Genomic DNA, 16913 nt, shown 5'->3' on the forward strand with positions numbered 1-16913 from the left:
TTTTTGTTTTAATTAATATCATCAAAATTGATGTGAACTGTACCTAAAACATATAATAGATAAAATACCCTACCAAAAAATGAAGATAAAAAGCATGTGGTATTTATTTAAAAGAGAATTAAATGAAAATTCTCTAAAAACGATAACCTAAGTACAAGTTTGGCCTTATAACGATTTCTGGAGCATCGTTGTTAAATAAATTTCGTCCAATACCAAATCCGATATCAATTAAAAAACCATTCCTGGCTACAAATTTTCCACCAACACCAAATCCTAAAGCGAAGTCCGTGAAATCTTCCTCAATCTCATCAACTCTTATGAAATTACCTTGAGAATCAAATACATCTATTAAGATTTCATCTGATCCAGAAGATAACATTCCGAAACCTTCTACATAAAACCCTCGAGCTATTCTTTCTCCAAAAAAGTACTTGAACTTTGTTGTAAAAGCAATGTCTTTTTCAAATATATCATCACCATCAAATATATCATCATCATCTCTATCTGTTAATAGATAGAAAAAATCAAATCCAAGAGTACTATTATTATTTAAAACTCTTTCATATCCAATATCAAGAGCACCAAAAGCTACAATATTTAATGGGTTTAGACTAAGTTCATTTTTGTTAATATCTCGTTTTGGCAGATCTGATTGATCTTGTGCTACGGTACATTGAAATGAGCATAAAATAATGCTTACGATAAGAATTGATTTCATAATAATTAAATTGTTTTCCTTTGTAAGCAAGATGTTTGAAATGTAAAAAGGTTGCTTATACTTCAAAAATTAAATTTTTCGAATCAACTGTTTTTTCGATAATGTTTAATTGCTTTAGTTGATTTTGGACTTGATCTAATGTTTCTATTGCTATCATAGATTGGCTCCATTCGGTAAGTTGTAACCACTCTTTTATGTCATCCAAGCGTTGATCATATCTATAAGCTAATGTCTTATCTATACTTGGAATTTTCTTGAAATCAGTAGTTGTAGAATTAATAATTTCTAAAATGTCTTGTATTTGCTCTTGATGTGATTGTAAAATATTTTCTCGAACTGCAATTACAAAGCAAGGCCATGGAGTAGGGCAGTCCGCAATACGCCTAAATGTTCCGTTATCTACCAATGGTTTTGTTGTAAAATGCTCCCACATAAAATAATCAGCTGTATCATTAGTTAGTGCCTCAACTGCTCCATCTAAATTTCGTATAACTTCAAATTTTAAAAGAGATGTGTCCCATCCTTGATTTTGTGCATTTACATAGGCCATTAAATGAGACCCAGATCCATATCTACTTATTGCTGCAGAAGTATGTCGAAGATCTTCTATAGTTTTATATGTAGAATGATGTCCTACATGAATACCCCAAATCAAAGGTGATTGTATATAGGTTTGTACAATTTTGGAAGGATTACCAGCGATCATATCTTTTACGATACCTTCGGTAAGTATAATGGCAATATCAATAGTCTCATTGCGCAATGCTTCGCACATAGCTCCAGTGCCACCAGGAAAATCCGTCCATTCTAAATTAATACCTTTTTGTTGATAGGTTTTTTCTTCTATTGTTAAATGCCATGGTAAATTAAAATGCTCTGGAACGCCTCCAATTTTGATCGTTTGCATATAGTTATAATGTAAATATGTTAAAAATTGTATTTAAACGATAAAAAAATACATTTTATCGTTTAAATAGAAAAAATATGATTACTTTTGAAATATAAGTCTGATATATTCGACTATATTAGCAACATATAACCCAAAATAAAAACAATAATCGTTATGAAAAAGAATTTTTTAAAAAACAAAGGTGCTGAAGTGAAAGTGGCAAAGCTAAAAAGTAACACTTTAGAAAATGGTATCGTTGTTTTCATTGCGCTACTTTTATTGACTAATTTTTTCATCAGTCTTAAGATATTGTTCGGATAATATGTTATTATCAGTATGTATCTGATTTAGATATGTTCTGATTGCTTTTTGTGATTGTATGGACGGTTCATCGTCCATTTTCTTTTTATAGCTGTTACTAGATTTAGCATCTTGAATCCTAGATTTTTTATTGTCACTTAGTTGCATATCCAAAATAGTTTCTAATTCTTTTTTACAATCCGTATCTAATATCGGAGTTAACACTTCAATTCGTTTATCCAAGTTTCGTGTCATCCAGTCTGCACTTCCAATAAAAATCTTAGATTCTCCTCCATTTTCGAAATAGTAAATTCTTCCATGTTCTAAGTATCGATCTACAATACTAGTAATTCGGATATTTTCGCTCATACCTTTTAATCCAGGAATTAGACAAGTAAAACCTCTAACCAGTAATTCTATTTTTACACCAATACTACTTGCTCTATATAACTTATTTATAATCTTTTTATCTTCTAGACTGTTTAATTTTGCTTTTATAATTGCAGGCTTGCCGTTTTTAGCATTTTCAATTTCTATATCAATCAGATCTTCGAAGGTATTTCTTACCGTAAAGGGAGCTACTAATAATTGTTTTGGCTTAGGAAGTATCATTTTACCTGACAGGACTTCAAATACTTCACTTAAATCTTTCGTGATCTTTGAGTTGGAAGTAAATAATCCATGATCACAGTATATTTTTGAAGTTTTTGCATTGAAATTTCCTGTACCAATATATGCATAAGACTGGATAATATCTTTTTCTTTTCTCTTTACTAAAAGTATTTTGGAGTGCACTTTGATTTTAGGGTAACTGTAAAAAACGGAAGCTCCTTTTTCTTCAAATGTTTTACCCCATTTTAAATTATTTTTTTCATCAAAACGTGCTTTTGCTTCAATGAATACGGTTACTTTTTTACCATTTTCAATTGCTTTTAATAAAGAATTCGTAAGTTCAGATTCTTTTGCAACTCGATAGAGTGATATTTTTATTTCAGTTACATATTGGTCTGTAGAAGCTTGATTTATAAAATTTTGCACATAATCAAAAGACATATAAGGAAAGTGCACTAATTGATCTTTTCTTTTAATGATATCAAAATAGTTGTCACTTTTTTCAAATTCACTATGTCTTACTTCAGAAACTGCTGGGTAATGTAAAAAACTGTTATTTGTTGGATCCGGAAAGCTAAAAAAATCACTGAAGTTATGATACTTGCCACCAGGCATCATATCGATTTTCCCTAAATTAAATAATTTTCTAACCTCATTTTTAAGTGTTTTGGGCATAGAGGAGTCAAAAAGTAATCGTGTGGGTTGTCCAAAATTCCTTTGTGAAAGGGATTCTTTAATTTTTTCAGCTAAAATACCTTCAAACTCATCATCTATATATAATTCTGCATCTCTAGAAAGTTTGATTTGATAACTATCTAAAATCTTTTGATTTTCAAAAATTTGATTTAGATTTAATTTTATAATATCGTCTATAAAGGTAATATAATGACTCTCATTTTCTGTAGGGAGACAAACAAATCTTTCTAATTGATCCGAGGGAATATTTACAACCCCAAAAGATTCACTCTCTTCAAAAGTAACTAGATAATATAGTTTATTATTTTCTAGAAAAACTTCTTCTTGATCAGAATTAGTAACTAATTTTGAGTCAATTAGAGGAAGAACTTTAGAAATAAAATATTGAGTAGTAAATTGTTGTTGGTCAGTATTATAAAATTGATAATTAACTAAGTGTATATCGTTTTTGGCAAGTTCTGGAATGAGGGTGCTAAAAAATATTTTTCCAAATTTTTCTTGTTGAAGTTTTACTAACTTTAGTATTTCTTTTACCTGTTTATTAGGTTTTAAAGCAAGTTTTTTTCGTAATTGTTTATCAATCTTTTTGATTTGGCGAAGTCTGGAAACTCTTACTCTGAAATATTCATCGAGATTAGACGAAAATATCGCCAAAAACTTTAACCGCTCATATAATGGGTTTGTTGGATCCTCCGCTTCTTGTAAAACCCGTTCGTTAAAACTTAACCAATTTATATCCCTATCATTATAGGTGTATTTATTTTCATCCATATTTAAAATTAAATTATCCTATACATTTAGTTTTTAACTAAAAGTTAAATTTAATTTTTAGAAACTAATAATTTTATCTAAGGTGTATTTAATGAGGTTGTCTATTGTTTTTTCAGAGTCTTGGCTAAAACGTCCTGTAGCTCTATTTGCTAAGATAGCATTCATAGATACGGCTCGATGTCCTAAAAGTTTAGCCATTCCATAAATTCCTGCAGTTTCCATTTCTAAATTAGTAATTTTTTTATCTGCGTAGCTAAAAGAGCCTATTTTTTGGTTTAATAAGGCATCAGATGTTGCTAATCGTAAAACTCTTCCTTGTGGCCCATAAAACCCAACATTAGTAATAGTAAATCCTTTAATAGTTTCATCACTTTGCATATGTCTACCAAGTTTTTTGTCAAAGGAAACTACATATGGTGATGATTTTTTATTACTCCAATTTAAATGTTTCATTAGTGGTTCTGATATCTGTGGGAATTGTACATCTTCACTATCATAAAAATGTAGCAAACTATCAAATCCAATGGCGATTTCAGAAACTATAAAACTATCAATAGGAATTTCTGGTTGTATAGCACCAGAGGTACCAATTCTGATAAAATTAAGCGACGTATGCTCATCTTTTACCTTTTTTGTTTTTAAATCAATATTCACTAGTGCATCTAACTCGTTAAATACAATATCTATGTTGTCTGTGCCAATTCCAGTAGAAATTACAGTTAACCGCTTACCCTTGTAAGTCCCTGTTTGTGTATGAAATTCTCTTTTTCGAGTTACATGTTCAATACTATCAAAATACTGAGTAACTTTAGAAACTCTATCAGGATCGCCTACTGTGATAATGGTGGATGCAATATGTTCTGGCTTTAAGTTTAAGTGGTAGATACTGCCATCATCGTTGAGTATCAGTTCGGATTCAGCTATCGCCATTTTATAATTTTAATAAATTGTGTGTTTCTTTGTTATAGAGGTAATCATATTTTTTGACACCTCCATAGTACCAATCTAGCATTTGAGTATTATAGAAGTTTTTCTTTTCCTCTAATGCTAATCTTCCTCTTTCGGATAATAATAAACGATCTTTGGTTTGATCAAAGAATTGAAATAATCTTGCTAACACTCGCTTCATTTGCATGTCACCATATCCATAGAATCCCTGATATTCCAAAGCATATCCCATTAACTGTTTAATATTCTTAATTTGGTAATTATCAACCATCTCTAAAATATTATGTTCCAAAGTATTAAGTCCTGTTAACATATTAGGAAATCTTTGTAAGTGTGCTCTTAGGCATATGGATAAGTATTCGAAAGAGGATTGTTTTTTAATCTGTCCAGCTATTTTTTTTGGATTAGACTCACAGTACAATGTCCAAACATGCGAAGCAAGTTCTAAATCATTAAGATTTAGTAGTACTTTTTGTTCGTAGTGCTGTTTTAGTTGTGCAGCTGTTAGTTCACCTAATCCTAAACATTTTTTTGCATTTTCTACGCGTCCACTGCAAACTAAATAAATAGGAGTTTCTTTAACTCCTTTACGAAGCAGTAAGCTAATGGCAGCTATCATATTTATATGACAGAAAAGATCATATTCGAACCAAAGAATAATTTCATCGAATTTGTGAATAGCATCTAACTTATCAAGTTGTGTCACAAATTTACTTTGATAATCTGCATGTGAAATTCGGTAATACTTTTTTAAGAATTCTTTTCTTATGGCAATACCTTTTTCTGTTTCAAATTTAATCGAAGTGGGGCCTTCACAAAGCATTTCACGCCAAATCATAAATTCTCCATCGACAAGATTTAGCTCTTTTAGATAGTCTGTTAAACTATCTCCATTGGTTATATGTAATGTTTTAGCCCCCAAAAATGTATTCTTTTAATGGTTAATTAGAAAATCATCCTCCAACTCTTTTTACTTTAAAACCTTTAGAGGTTAGAATATCCATAATTTTATCTCTGTAGTCTCCTTGGACGATAATTCGGTCATCTTTAAAGCTTCCACCAACACTTAATGTTGTTTTAATTTCCTTAGCAAGCTTTTTAAAATCTTCATCCGCACCCGTATACCCTTCTAAAATAGTTATTGGCTTTCCTTTTCTCTTTTCATATTTACAGATAATAGGATCATCTTGCATCCAAATACCTTCATTTGTTTCCTCTGTTTTCTCTTCTTCTGTAAATTGATGATCCGGAAATAAATTTTTTAATTGATCTTTTAAATCCATAATTATATTATTTCTTTATCAATCCTATTTCTACTAATCTTTGATGAAGAAACTCACCTGCGGTAATATCATCATATTGTTTTGGATTATTATCAGTGATACATTCTTCCAAACAATTGAGCTTCATATCACTTCTTGGGTGCATAAAAAATGGGATGGAATATCTTGGTTTACTCCATTGTTCTTTTGGTGGATTGATTACTCGGTGAATAGTAGAACGCAATTTATTATTAGTATGACGTTCTAACATATCTCCAACATTAATTACCAGTTCATCCTCTTCTGGTATTGCGTCGATCCATTCTCCATCTTTACGTTGCACTTGTAACCCTCCAGTAGAAGCACCCATTAATAGGGTTATGAGATTTATATCTCCATGTGCACCTGCTCTTACTGCACCTTTTGGTTCTTCGGTAATCGGTGGATAATGGATAGGTCTCAAAATACTATTTCCATTACTAGCCCAATGATCAAAATAATTCTCATCTAATCCTATATAAATAGCCAAAGCTCTTAAAACATAAATACCTGTTTTCTCAAGCATTCTGTAGGCTTCCATACCCGTAGGATTAAAGTCTTGTAATTCTTCGACAATTACATTTGGAGGATATTCCTCTTTTAGGTTAGCATCTTCCGAAGGTTCTTGACCAAAATGCCAAAATTCTTTTAAATCACCTTCTTTTTTTCCTTTGGCATGTTCTTTTCCAAAGGAGATATAGCCTCTTTGACCTCCTAATCCTTCAATTTCATATTTCTGTTTGTCTTCTAAAGGCAAAGCAAAAAAAGCTTTTACTTCTTTATATAGTTCATCGACTAAATCATCACTTAAAAAATGATTCTTTAATGCTACAAAACCTATTTCTTCATAGGCTTTACCAATTTCATCAACAAACTTTTGTTTACGTGATGGATCTTCTGATAAAAAGTCGGCAAGATCTACACTCGGTATATTATTCATGGTTGTATTATTTACTATAACTAAAATAGATGTATTTACTTAAATATACATCATGCTGTTCATCTTTTTTTTAACATTTCAGAAGAATGTCAAATTAATTATATTTTAATAAAATCGAATGAAAACGTAGTAAATTTAATTAAATCATAGTATTAATTAGGTTAAATTAACAAGTACTTAATAGTATTCTCGGGTCGAGGCTATTTCTGAAATAAAAATAACTACATTTACTAGGCTATCTTTCTATTTCTGAAAGTTGAAATTGTTTCACGAATTGATTTAATAATATGGCAGAAGAAAAGTTATTATCTGATTTTGATATAAAGGATTATGGTAAGGAATTATTGGTTTCATTGTATGCCAAAATGTTAAAACCAAGATTGATTGAGGAGAAAATGCTCATATTGTTACGACAAGGCAAAATATCTAAATGGTTTAGCGGTATTGGTCAAGAAGCAATTTCAGTTGGGGTTACTGCAGCCTTGAATCCTGATGAATATATACTACCAATGCATCGAAATCTTGGAGTATTTACAACAAGAGAAGTGCCTTTATATCGACTTTTTAGTCAATGGCAAGGGAAAGCCAATGGTTTTACAAATGGTCGAGATCGTTCTTTTCATTTTGGTTCGCAGGAATATAATTTAGTCGGAATGATATCTCATTTAGGGCCTCAATTAGGTGTCGCTTGTGGTATTGCTTTAGGTAACTTGTTGAAAAAGAATAACAAGGTTACAGCAGTTTTTACAGGAGAAGGTGGAACAAGTGAGGGAGATTTTCATGAAGCATTGAATATAGCTTCAGTTTGGAGTTTGCCTGTTATTTTTTGTATCGAAAATAACGGGTATGGTCTATCTACACCTATTTCAGAACAATATAATTGTAAACATCTTGCTGATCGTGGATTAGGATACGGAATGGATTCATATGTAGTTGATGGTAATAATGTAGTAGAAGTTTATGATACTATACGAACAATAGCAGCTGATATTAGAACAAATCCAAGACCTGTATTGATTGAGTTTAAAACTTTTAGAATGCGTGGTCATGAAGAGGCTAGTGGCACCAAATATGTACCGGAGGAACTCATGCAATTTTGGGCTAAAAAAGATCCAATTGAAAATTATAAAGAATTCTTGATTAACAATGCCATCTTATCAGATGAAGAAGATTTTCGCATAAAATTTGAAATTAAGGAAGAAATTGATAAGGATTGGAAGCGCACAAATGAAGAAGAAGGTGTTTTGGTTGATATAAGCAAAGAACTAAATGATGTTTATAAAGAATTTCATTTTGTAGAAAGCAAACCTCTAGATAACACATCTGAAGAATTACGATTTATAGATGCAATTTCTGAAGCTTTAAAGATGGGAATGCGCAGAAATGATCACCTAGTCATTATGGGACAAGATATTGCCGATTATGGTGGTGTTTTCAAGATAACAGAAAATTTTGTTGAAGAATTTGGGAAAGACAGAGTTAGAAATACTCCTATTTGTGAATCAGGAATAGTTTCTACTGCATATGGGTTATCTGTTAATGGTATGAAAGCAATCGTAGAGATGCAATTTGCTGATTTTGTTTCTTCAGGATTTAATCCTATTGTCAATTTATTAGCAAAATCTAATTATCGTTGGAGTCAAGCGTCTGATGTAGTTATAAGAATGCCTTGTGGCGGTGGTGTAGGAGCGGGTCCATTTCATAGTCAAACCAATGAAGCTTGGTTTACTAAAACTCCTGGTTTAAAGGTAGTTTACCCAGCCTTTCCTAAAGATGCTAAAGGACTATTGTTAGCATCGATAGAAGATCCAAATCCAATATTATTTTTTGAACACAAAGCGTTATATCGTAGTGTTAGACAAGAAGTACCGAAAGAATATTATACAACACCTATTGGAAAAGCAGTTTTATTAGAAGAAGGAGTGGATATTTCTGTAATCACATATGGAGCAGGTGTGCATTGGGCTTTAGATGTTTTAGAAGTTCATTCTGAGATTAATGCAGATGTTATCGATTTAAGAACGTTGAAACCGATTGACATAGATACTGTTATAAAATCGGTAAAGAAAACAGGAAAGGCTATTATATTGCAAGAAGATTCTATGTTTGGAGGTATAGCTTCAGACATTTCTGCTTTGCTAATGGAACATTGTTTTGAGTTTCTAGATGCGCCAGTAAAAAGAGTTTCAAGTTTGGATACTCCTATTCCTTTTGAGCCCAATTTAGAACAGCAATATTTACCAAAAAAGAGATTCGAAGAAGAGCTGTTAGAATTGTATAGGTATTAACACCTGTTTTTCGTTCCGAAAACGTTTTTGTTAATAAAATCGAATTAATATCTAAATAATTGATTTTTAGTTATTTATGTTTTTTAAAATCGATGAATTGATTTTTTTTTAGGATAACGGAACATTAAGTATTTATTAAGGGTCAAAATCCCCTGAGATATAAGTTGTGTGTTCAGTTGTTAAATGTTAATTTCGCGCTGTCTATGTCAAAAACATAGCGCAGGGGATTAAAAATCAAGGGGTAATACAAAAATACATGAACACTAACCAATTGGAGCTGTTAAGTTCTTCTACTGTTCTGGTAACTGGAGCGGCAGGTTTTATAGGATCTAACTTATGTGAGGCATTACTGAATAAAGGCAGTAAAGTAATAGGTTTAGATAATTTTGCAACAGGTCATAAGAGAAACCTGACTACATTAATTGAAAATCCAAATTTTACTTTTATAGAAGGAGATATTAGAAACCTCGAGGATTGCAACAAAGCTTGTAATGGTGTTGATTATATATTACATCAAGCTGCATTAGGATCAGTACCAAGATCCATAAATGATCCTATAACTAGTAATGATGTAAATGTAGGAGGTTTTCTAAACATGCTTGTAGCTGCAAGAGATGCGGGTGTCAAAAGGTTTATTTATGCAGCGAGTTCATCCACATATGGAGATTCTAAAGCATTACCTAAAGTAGAAGAAAAAATCGGAAAACCTTTATCACCGTATGCAATTACGAAGTATGTAAATGAATTATATGCAGATAATTTTAAGAGAACTTATGATTTAGATACAGTAGGTTTGCGATATTTTAATGTTTTTGGAAGAAAACAGGATCCAAATGGAGCATATGCTGCCGTTATTCCAAAGTTTGTAATGCAATTCATGAAATATGAATCTCCTGTAATTAATGGAGATGGTTCTTTTTCAAGAGATTTCACATATATAGATAATGTAATTCAAATGAATCTTAGAGCTATTGTCTCTGATAATACAGAAGCTCTAAATAATGTATACAATACAGCATTCGGGGAAAGAACTACCTTAAATGAATTAGTAACTTTATTAAAAGATTATCTTTCAGAGTTTGATCCTAAAATAAATGATGTAGAAGTAAAGAATGGACCAGAACGTAAGGGTGATGTGCCGCATTCTTTAGCTTCAGTGGATAAAGCAAAAACATTATTAGGATATGATCCTGAATTTGATATGAAATCAGGATTAAAAGAAGCCGTAAAATGGTATTGGAATAATCTTAAATAGAGCATTCTAGTAAATAAACATAACAACTATAGCCATGCAAGATATTAAAATAGCAATTATAGGTCTGGGATATGTGGGACTTCCTTTAGCCAGACTTTTTGCAACCAAGTTTCCCGTTATTGGTTTTGATATCAATCAAAATAGAATAGAGGAGTTACGATCAGGTAAGGATACTACGTTAGAAGTTGAGGATGAAATTCTTCAATCAGTTTTAACTAAAAGCAGCAAAATGGATCAGGGACTTTTTTGTACTTCTAATATTGAGGACATAAAAGATTGTAACTATTATGTAGTTACAGTGCCCACTCCCGTAGATAAGAACAATAGACCTGATCTTACACCATTATATAAATCAAGTGAGACGGTAGGGAAGGTATTAAAAAAAGGAGATATAGTTATATATGAATCTACAGTGTATCCTGGTGTTACCGAAGAAGAATGTATACCAGTTTTGGAAAAAGTAAGTGGATTGAAGTTCAATGTTGACTTTTTCGCTGGGTATTCTCCTGAACGTATTAATCCTGGAGATAAGTTGCATACCGTAGAAAAAATATTAAAAGTAACTGCAGGTTCTACTCCAGAGATAGGAAAAAAAGTAGATGATTTATATGCTTCGGTAATTACTGCAGGAACTCATTTAGCACCTACGATTAAAGTTGCGGAAGCTGCCAAAGTAATAGAAAACTCCCAACGTGATATTAATATTGCATTTGTAAATGAATTAGCAAAGATCTTTAATCTAATGGACATAGATACAAATGACGTGCTAAAAGCAGCTGGAACAAAATGGAACTTTTTACCATTTAAGCCAGGTTTAGTAGGTGGTCATTGTATAGGAGTCGATCCATACTACTTGGCTCAAAGAGCGCAAGAATTTGGATATCATCCAGAAATAATTCTAGCAGGAAGAAGATTGAATGATAGTATGGGACAATATGTAGCGTCCGAAGTTATTAAATTGATGGTCAATCATGATATCAAAATCAAAGGAGCTGATATTTTGGTGCTGGGAATAACATTTAAAGAAAATTGTCCTGATGTTCGAAATACCAGAGCGGTTGATGTAATTCAAAATTTAAAGGATTTTGGAACCAATGTAAATATTTATGATCCTTGGGCTAACCCATCTGAAGTAGCACATGAATATGGGTTATCAACTATGAATGAATTACCTAATACTAAGTATGATGCAGTCGTATTAACAGTAGCACATAAGGAGTACTTAGATATTGATTTAAAATCACTATTGAAACCAGATGGTGTTTTATATGACGTAAAAGGAATATTAAAAGAGGAAGTGCACGGAAGATTATAAATATGCTTCCTGTTTTTTTTTAAGTAAAAACAACTTTTAAACCAACCAAATTGAGCCAACTAAAAAAAGGAGCTTTATTAACGTATTTAAAAATCTTTTTGATTAATGTTGTTGGGATTGTAATAACCCCTTTAATCGTTAGTTATTTAGGAAAAGATGAGTACGGTATATTCAATGCAATTGGTGCTCTAATTGGAACCATAGCTTTATTGGATTTTGGCCTCACGAATACAGTAGTTCGCTTTATTGCAAAATATCGTGCGGAAAAAGATCGAGAAGGAGAAGAAAATTTTTTAGGAACAGTTAGAATACTATACGCTGCGGTTTCTACACTAGTTGTAATATCGGGTAGTATTTTTTATTTCTTTATTGATAGTTATTTCACAAAATTTAGTGCAGAGGAATTAAGAATCGCAAAAATCATGTTTGTGATTTTAGTTTTTAATTTAGCAATTCAATTACCTGGAATGATATTTACAGGAATCTGCAAGGGATACGAAAAGTTTGTTTTTCCTGAGTCTGTAGGTATTATTCGATATATATTACGATCGTTAACTATTGTATGTGTTTTATATTTCGGCGGAAGAGCAATAGCCTTGGTTATTGTTGACACTATATTTAATATGCTTACGATTTCAGTATCTGCTTACTATGTATTGGTGAAATTGAAAGTACGATTTAAGTTACATAAACTCTCAAAAAGCTTTATTCTTCAGATTTTTCAATATTCGAGCTGGATTTTCCTTTTTGCTATTGTAAATATGTTACAATGGAAATCTGGAAGTTGGGTATTAGGCGCAATAAGTATTCCTAAAGTATTAGGGATATATGGTATTGGAATAGCTCTTGGTACATACTATGGAGCTTTTTCTACAGCAATTTCTAGCGTTTTTCTTCCAAGAGCAACACAGATGTCTGTTAATAATGCGAGTGGAGAAGAGTTAACTAATATGATGATTAAACTAGGAAGATTATCTTTCATTATTTTGATGTATATTTTTGGTGCATTTTTATTGTATGGAGAACAATTTATAAACCTTTGGGTAGGTGGTGGAGAATCGCCAGCAAATGGAAGGTATACCGCAGAAGAATGTAGAGAAATTTACATGATTGCTTTGATCATAATGATTGGGTATACATTACCATTACTACAAGCTTTTGGGAACTCTATTTTAGAAGCTAAAAACAAACTCTCTTTTAAAGCGATTTTGTATTTAAGTTTTATGATTGTTGGTGTAGTCGTTGGAGGGTTTTTAGCTATGAAATATAGCGCTACGGGAATGATAATTGGTCTTGTCGGAGGATGGATGATTGTTCAAAATGTGATGAACTTTTATTATCATCATACCATAGGATTAAATATTATCCGTTTTTTCAAAGAATTACTTCATAAAGTAGTATTAGTGGTATTATTGGTGGTTGCAGTTGGTTATTTTATAAATTATATTCCGGGTGATGGATGGTTTAGTTTTATAGCCAAAGGAGTATCATACACATTAGTTTTTGCTGTAATGATGTATACCTTAGGAATGTTAGAATACGAAAGAGAATTATTTAGAAAACCTATTGTTTCATTACTGAAACGAAAATAATATAAAAATGGATACCTTAAAACTACAAGCAATCACATACTCTGATAACGGTCGTAAGATCAATTATGACTATGTGGTAGGTGCTGATATCCAAAAATTCTTTGTGGAGAAAGAACCTTTTTATTCTAAATATCAAATAGATGTAAGTTCTACTCCAGAAAGTATCGCTGTGATTCCGTTTTTGAGTAATGTCTTACCAATGGCTTGGTTTGCTGGGTTTGATATAGAAGTTGATGAAGTTGATGAAGATTTCTATAATGCTCAAGAAAAAATAAAACAGGAGTTTGCTAAAAGAGATGTACCGAGTTCTTTTACAGGAAGGTTAGTAGCAAAGAAACTAGTAAAAAACTCTATAAAACATACTAAATCGGCAATGCTTTTTAGTGGTGGTGTAGATGCTTATGCTACTTATATTAGAATTTATGATCAAAAACCTGATTTGATAACGCTGCATGGAGCAGATATCACTATTGCTGATAAAGGTCAATGGAAAGAGTTTACAGATTTCATTGAAAATGAAGAGTTGTTAGTAGATAATAACAAAGAATATATAGAAACCAATCTGAGAGATTTTTATACGTATCAAGTAGAATTACTGCTAAAAGATATAGGTTGGTGGGGCAAAGTACAGCATGGTTTAGCATTAGTTGGGTCTATTGCTCCTTTAGCATATATTCATAACTATAGTTCGGTTTATATTGCGTCTTCATATACTGATCATATTGATATTGATTGGGGATCTACACCAGAAATTGATGAAAAAATTACTTGGGGTTCAGGTTTTAGAGTTTATCATGATGGGTATGAACTTAAAAGACAGGATAAAGTCGATTTAATAGCAAAATTTGCTGAGGATAAAGATAAGAGATTTAGACTTAGAGTTTGTTATTCTGAAAAAAGAACAGAGTTTAATTGTAGCTATTGCGAGAAATGTTTTAGAACTATAATGGGACTTATTCTCAATAACCAAAATCCAAATGAATATGGTTTTAATGTAGATGGATCGGTTTATGACAAAATTTATCAGATTTTACATATAGGCTCTGGAAGTAAAGGAGTAAAATACTTTTGGTGGGAATTAATGGAAAAGGCTAAGAGTGTGGATACATTTTATGTTTTTGATAACAAAGAAGTTGAAACTGCCCATATGAACGAGTTTAGAAATGGCAAGGTAGATAGACTTTTAGAAGAAAAAATTAATAATGCAAATAAAGGAACCAATCGATTGAAATTTATTATTAGAAATAAATTTCCTTGGTTACAAAAAATATATAGAAAATTAAAGTAGATACAAACTAGGTAAATTGTAGAACTAATGAAATACGGATTGCTTACATACGATGAGAATAAGAACTTTTTTAATGTTGGAGACAATATTCAAAGTTTAGCGGCTAAACAATTTTTGCCAAAAGTAGATACGTTATTAAATAGAGAAAGATTAGGAGAGTACACGGGTGACCCTATAAAGTTAATCATGAATGGATGGTTTACTCATAATATTCATAATTGGGTACCGTCAGATAATATTGATCCTATTTTTGTGTCTTTTCACATGAATAATACGGCTGCTCCAGCTATGTTAAGTGAAAAAGGTATTGCATATCTAAAAAAGCACCAACCTATTGGATGCAGAGATCAATTTACAGCGGATACTCTTAAGGCCAAAGGAATTGATGCCTATTTCACTGGATGCCTGACATTAACTTTAGATTCTTATAAAGTTGATGATTCAGAGAGAGGAGAGGATATTTATATTGTTGATCCTTTATATAGCTATCCAAGAGCAGAAAAGGTATTTTACAATACAAAAATCACTATTAAAAACATATTAAATGGATCTGCTTTCAAACTAGGAAAAAAAGACAAACACATAAAAAAGTTTATCAGTAAAGAAGTATTGGACACAGCTACGTTTATCAACCAAGAACCGCCTTCGAATACTTATACAGACGAAGAAAAATTTGATATGGCTGTTGATTTGCTAAATAAATATGCAAAAGCAAAGCTAGTCATAACCTCTAGAATACACTGCGCATTACCATGTTTGGCGATGGGTACTCCTGTAATCTTTGTAAATGGTTTTGATAGTTTTGTAGATTCTTGTCGATTTGATGGGATTCTAGAATTATTTAATCGAATTGATATTGATAGTAAAACAGGAACTTATACTTCTAATTTTGGATTAGAAGGTAAAATAACCAACGAAACCACAGTAAAAAACCTCGAAAAACACCACGACTTAGCCAATGCACTAAAAGAAAAAGTTACTAATAAAATCTAAACAACCGCACAAACGATGAAAAGGGTACTCAAAAAACTGTTAAAGGATAACTTCTTTACAGCTCCAAAGAAAATGCAACAAAAACACACTACATTTTCTAAAGAGCAATTAGAAGAGTTAACAAAATCACTTAAAGAAAACTACTTAGACAGAGGAAATACCAAAAGTAGATTATCAACTGAAGAATATAATCAGGCAGTAAGTGGACAGCTTTTTGATCGTTTGTACTATAATAGAAATAGAATAGCGCCATGGTTACACCATGTAAAGGATCTAAATGGAGCTAATATTTTGGAAATTGGATGCGGAACTGGTATTTCTACACTAGCCTTAAGCGAGCAAGGAGCCAAAGTAGTAGGTGTTGATGTGGATGCTGGAGCTTTGGAAGTAGCAAAAGATAGAATGAGAATAGCTGGATATGAAGCAGAGCTGCATCATGTAAATGGAGAAGAAATTGAAGAGAATTTTAAGGATAGAAAGTTTGATTTTATCATCTATTATGCGGTTTTAGAGCATATGACAGTTAGTGAACGATTAGAATCATTACAACAAGCATGGAGAATGTTATCAAGCGGAGGCTATCTAGCGGTTATAGAAACTCCGAATAGATTATGGTATTATGATTCGCATACGGCTGCACTGCCTTTTTATGATTGGCTACCAGATGATTTAGCGTATTACTATTCTAAATTTTCCAGTAGGAAGAATTTTAAAGATTCTTATCGTGAAATTGATGATGAAAATATGATGAAATTTAAAAGATGGGGAAGAGGAGCTAGCTATCACGAGTTTGAAGTAGCAATAGCACCTTTAAAAGAAATTAATATAGTAAGCAGTTTAATGAAGTTCGAAAAGTCTGCTTTTCTAAAGGTTGGTTTTAAGGGATTACGTTATATAAAATTCCTAAAATCAATGAATAAAAATCTAAATAGTGGTTTTTGCTATCCATATTTAGATATCGTAATTAAAAAATAACTAAGAGTATCTCCCCCAAATACTACTATTCT

Annotated in this window: 14 protein-coding genes; 7 read left to right on the forward strand and 7 right to left on the reverse strand. The window is 31.6% G+C overall.

What is annotated here, in order from left to right; all coding sequences use genetic code 11:
- Nucleotides 1–133 precede the first annotated feature (133 nt).
- The 7 genes from Q1B37_RS05285 to Q1B37_RS05315 all read right to left on the reverse strand — a co-directional run bounded on the left by Q1B37_RS05285 (nt 134) and on the right by Q1B37_RS05315 (nt 7175).
- Nucleotides 134–718 carry a hypothetical protein gene (locus tag Q1B37_RS05285; RefSeq protein ID WP_299601799.1) on the reverse strand — a complete coding sequence of 195 codons (585 nt, stop codon included), beginning with the start codon at nt 716–718 and terminating at the stop codon, nt 134–136.
- A 55-nt stretch (nt 719–773) separates the two neighbouring features.
- Nucleotides 774–1625 (reverse strand): substrate-binding domain-containing protein, encoded by an 852-nt coding sequence (locus tag Q1B37_RS05290; RefSeq protein ID WP_299896284.1) that lies wholly within the window; start codon nt 1623–1625, stop codon nt 774–776.
- A 258-nt stretch (nt 1626–1883) separates the two neighbouring features.
- Entirely contained in the window at nt 1884–3986 is a 2103-nt protein-coding gene (gene ppk1, locus Q1B37_RS05295) for a polyphosphate kinase 1 (protein WP_299896286.1), read from the reverse strand.
- A 57-nt stretch (nt 3987–4043) separates the two neighbouring features.
- The gene (locus Q1B37_RS05300; RefSeq protein WP_299896289.1) at nt 4044–4916 is read right to left on the reverse strand and encodes a nucleoside phosphorylase; all 873 of its coding nucleotides are present in this window, start codon (nt 4914–4916) and stop codon (nt 4044–4046) included.
- Between the two features lies 1 nt (nt 4917).
- The gene (locus Q1B37_RS05305) at nt 4918–5856 is read right to left on the reverse strand and encodes a DUF1835 domain-containing protein (RefSeq protein ID WP_299896291.1); all 939 of its coding nucleotides are present in this window, start codon (nt 5854–5856) and stop codon (nt 4918–4920) included.
- A gap of 31 nt (nt 5857–5887) precedes the next feature.
- Nucleotides 5888–6217: a translation initiation factor gene (locus tag Q1B37_RS05310; protein WP_299896294.1), complete on the reverse strand. Its 330-nt coding sequence runs from the start codon at nt 6215–6217 to the stop codon at nt 5888–5890.
- Nucleotides 6218–6224: 7 nt separating this feature from the next.
- Nucleotides 6225–7175 (reverse strand): 2-oxoglutarate and iron-dependent oxygenase domain-containing protein, encoded by a 951-nt coding sequence (locus Q1B37_RS05315; protein ID WP_299601782.1) that lies wholly within the window; start codon nt 7173–7175, stop codon nt 6225–6227.
- Between the two features lie 287 nt (nt 7176–7462).
- On the opposite strand from Q1B37_RS05315, the gene Q1B37_RS05320 reads away from it, so the two are divergent.
- The 7 genes from Q1B37_RS05320 (at nt 7463) to Q1B37_RS05350 (ending at nt 16881) form a co-directional block, all read left to right on the forward strand.
- Nucleotides 7463–9463, forward strand: coding sequence for a dehydrogenase E1 component subunit alpha/beta (locus Q1B37_RS05320; protein ID WP_299896297.1), 2001 nt, complete (start codon nt 7463–7465; stop codon nt 9461–9463).
- Nucleotides 9464–9719: 256 nt separating this feature from the next.
- Nucleotides 9720–10718: an SDR family oxidoreductase gene (locus Q1B37_RS05325; RefSeq protein ID WP_299896299.1), complete on the forward strand. Its 999-nt coding sequence runs from the start codon at nt 9720–9722 to the stop codon at nt 10716–10718.
- A 34-nt stretch (nt 10719–10752) separates the two neighbouring features.
- A complete protein-coding gene (locus tag Q1B37_RS05330; RefSeq protein WP_299896303.1) occupies nt 10753–12033 on the forward strand; it encodes a nucleotide sugar dehydrogenase in 1281 nt (426 codons plus the stop codon).
- Nucleotides 12034–12083: 50 nt separating this feature from the next.
- The gene (locus Q1B37_RS05335) at nt 12084–13625 is read left to right on the forward strand and encodes an oligosaccharide flippase family protein (RefSeq protein ID WP_299896306.1); all 1542 of its coding nucleotides are present in this window, start codon (nt 12084–12086) and stop codon (nt 13623–13625) included.
- Between the two features lie 7 nt (nt 13626–13632).
- The gene (locus Q1B37_RS05340; protein ID WP_299896309.1) at nt 13633–14913 is read left to right on the forward strand and encodes a hypothetical protein; all 1281 of its coding nucleotides are present in this window, start codon (nt 13633–13635) and stop codon (nt 14911–14913) included.
- A gap of 27 nt (nt 14914–14940) precedes the next feature.
- On the forward strand, nt 14941–15906 hold the full coding sequence (locus tag Q1B37_RS05345; protein WP_299896311.1) for a polysaccharide pyruvyl transferase family protein: 966 nt from the start codon (nt 14941–14943) through the stop codon (nt 15904–15906).
- 15 nt (nt 15907–15921) lie between these two features.
- Entirely contained in the window at nt 15922–16881 is a 960-nt protein-coding gene (locus tag Q1B37_RS05350) for a class I SAM-dependent methyltransferase (protein ID WP_299896314.1), read from the forward strand.
- Nucleotides 16882–16913: the final 32 nt, after the last annotated feature.

Origin of the sequence: uncultured Aquimarina sp. (assembly GCF_947492965.1) — a bacterium.
Classification (GTDB): domain Bacteria; phylum Bacteroidota; class Bacteroidia; order Flavobacteriales; family Flavobacteriaceae; genus Aquimarina.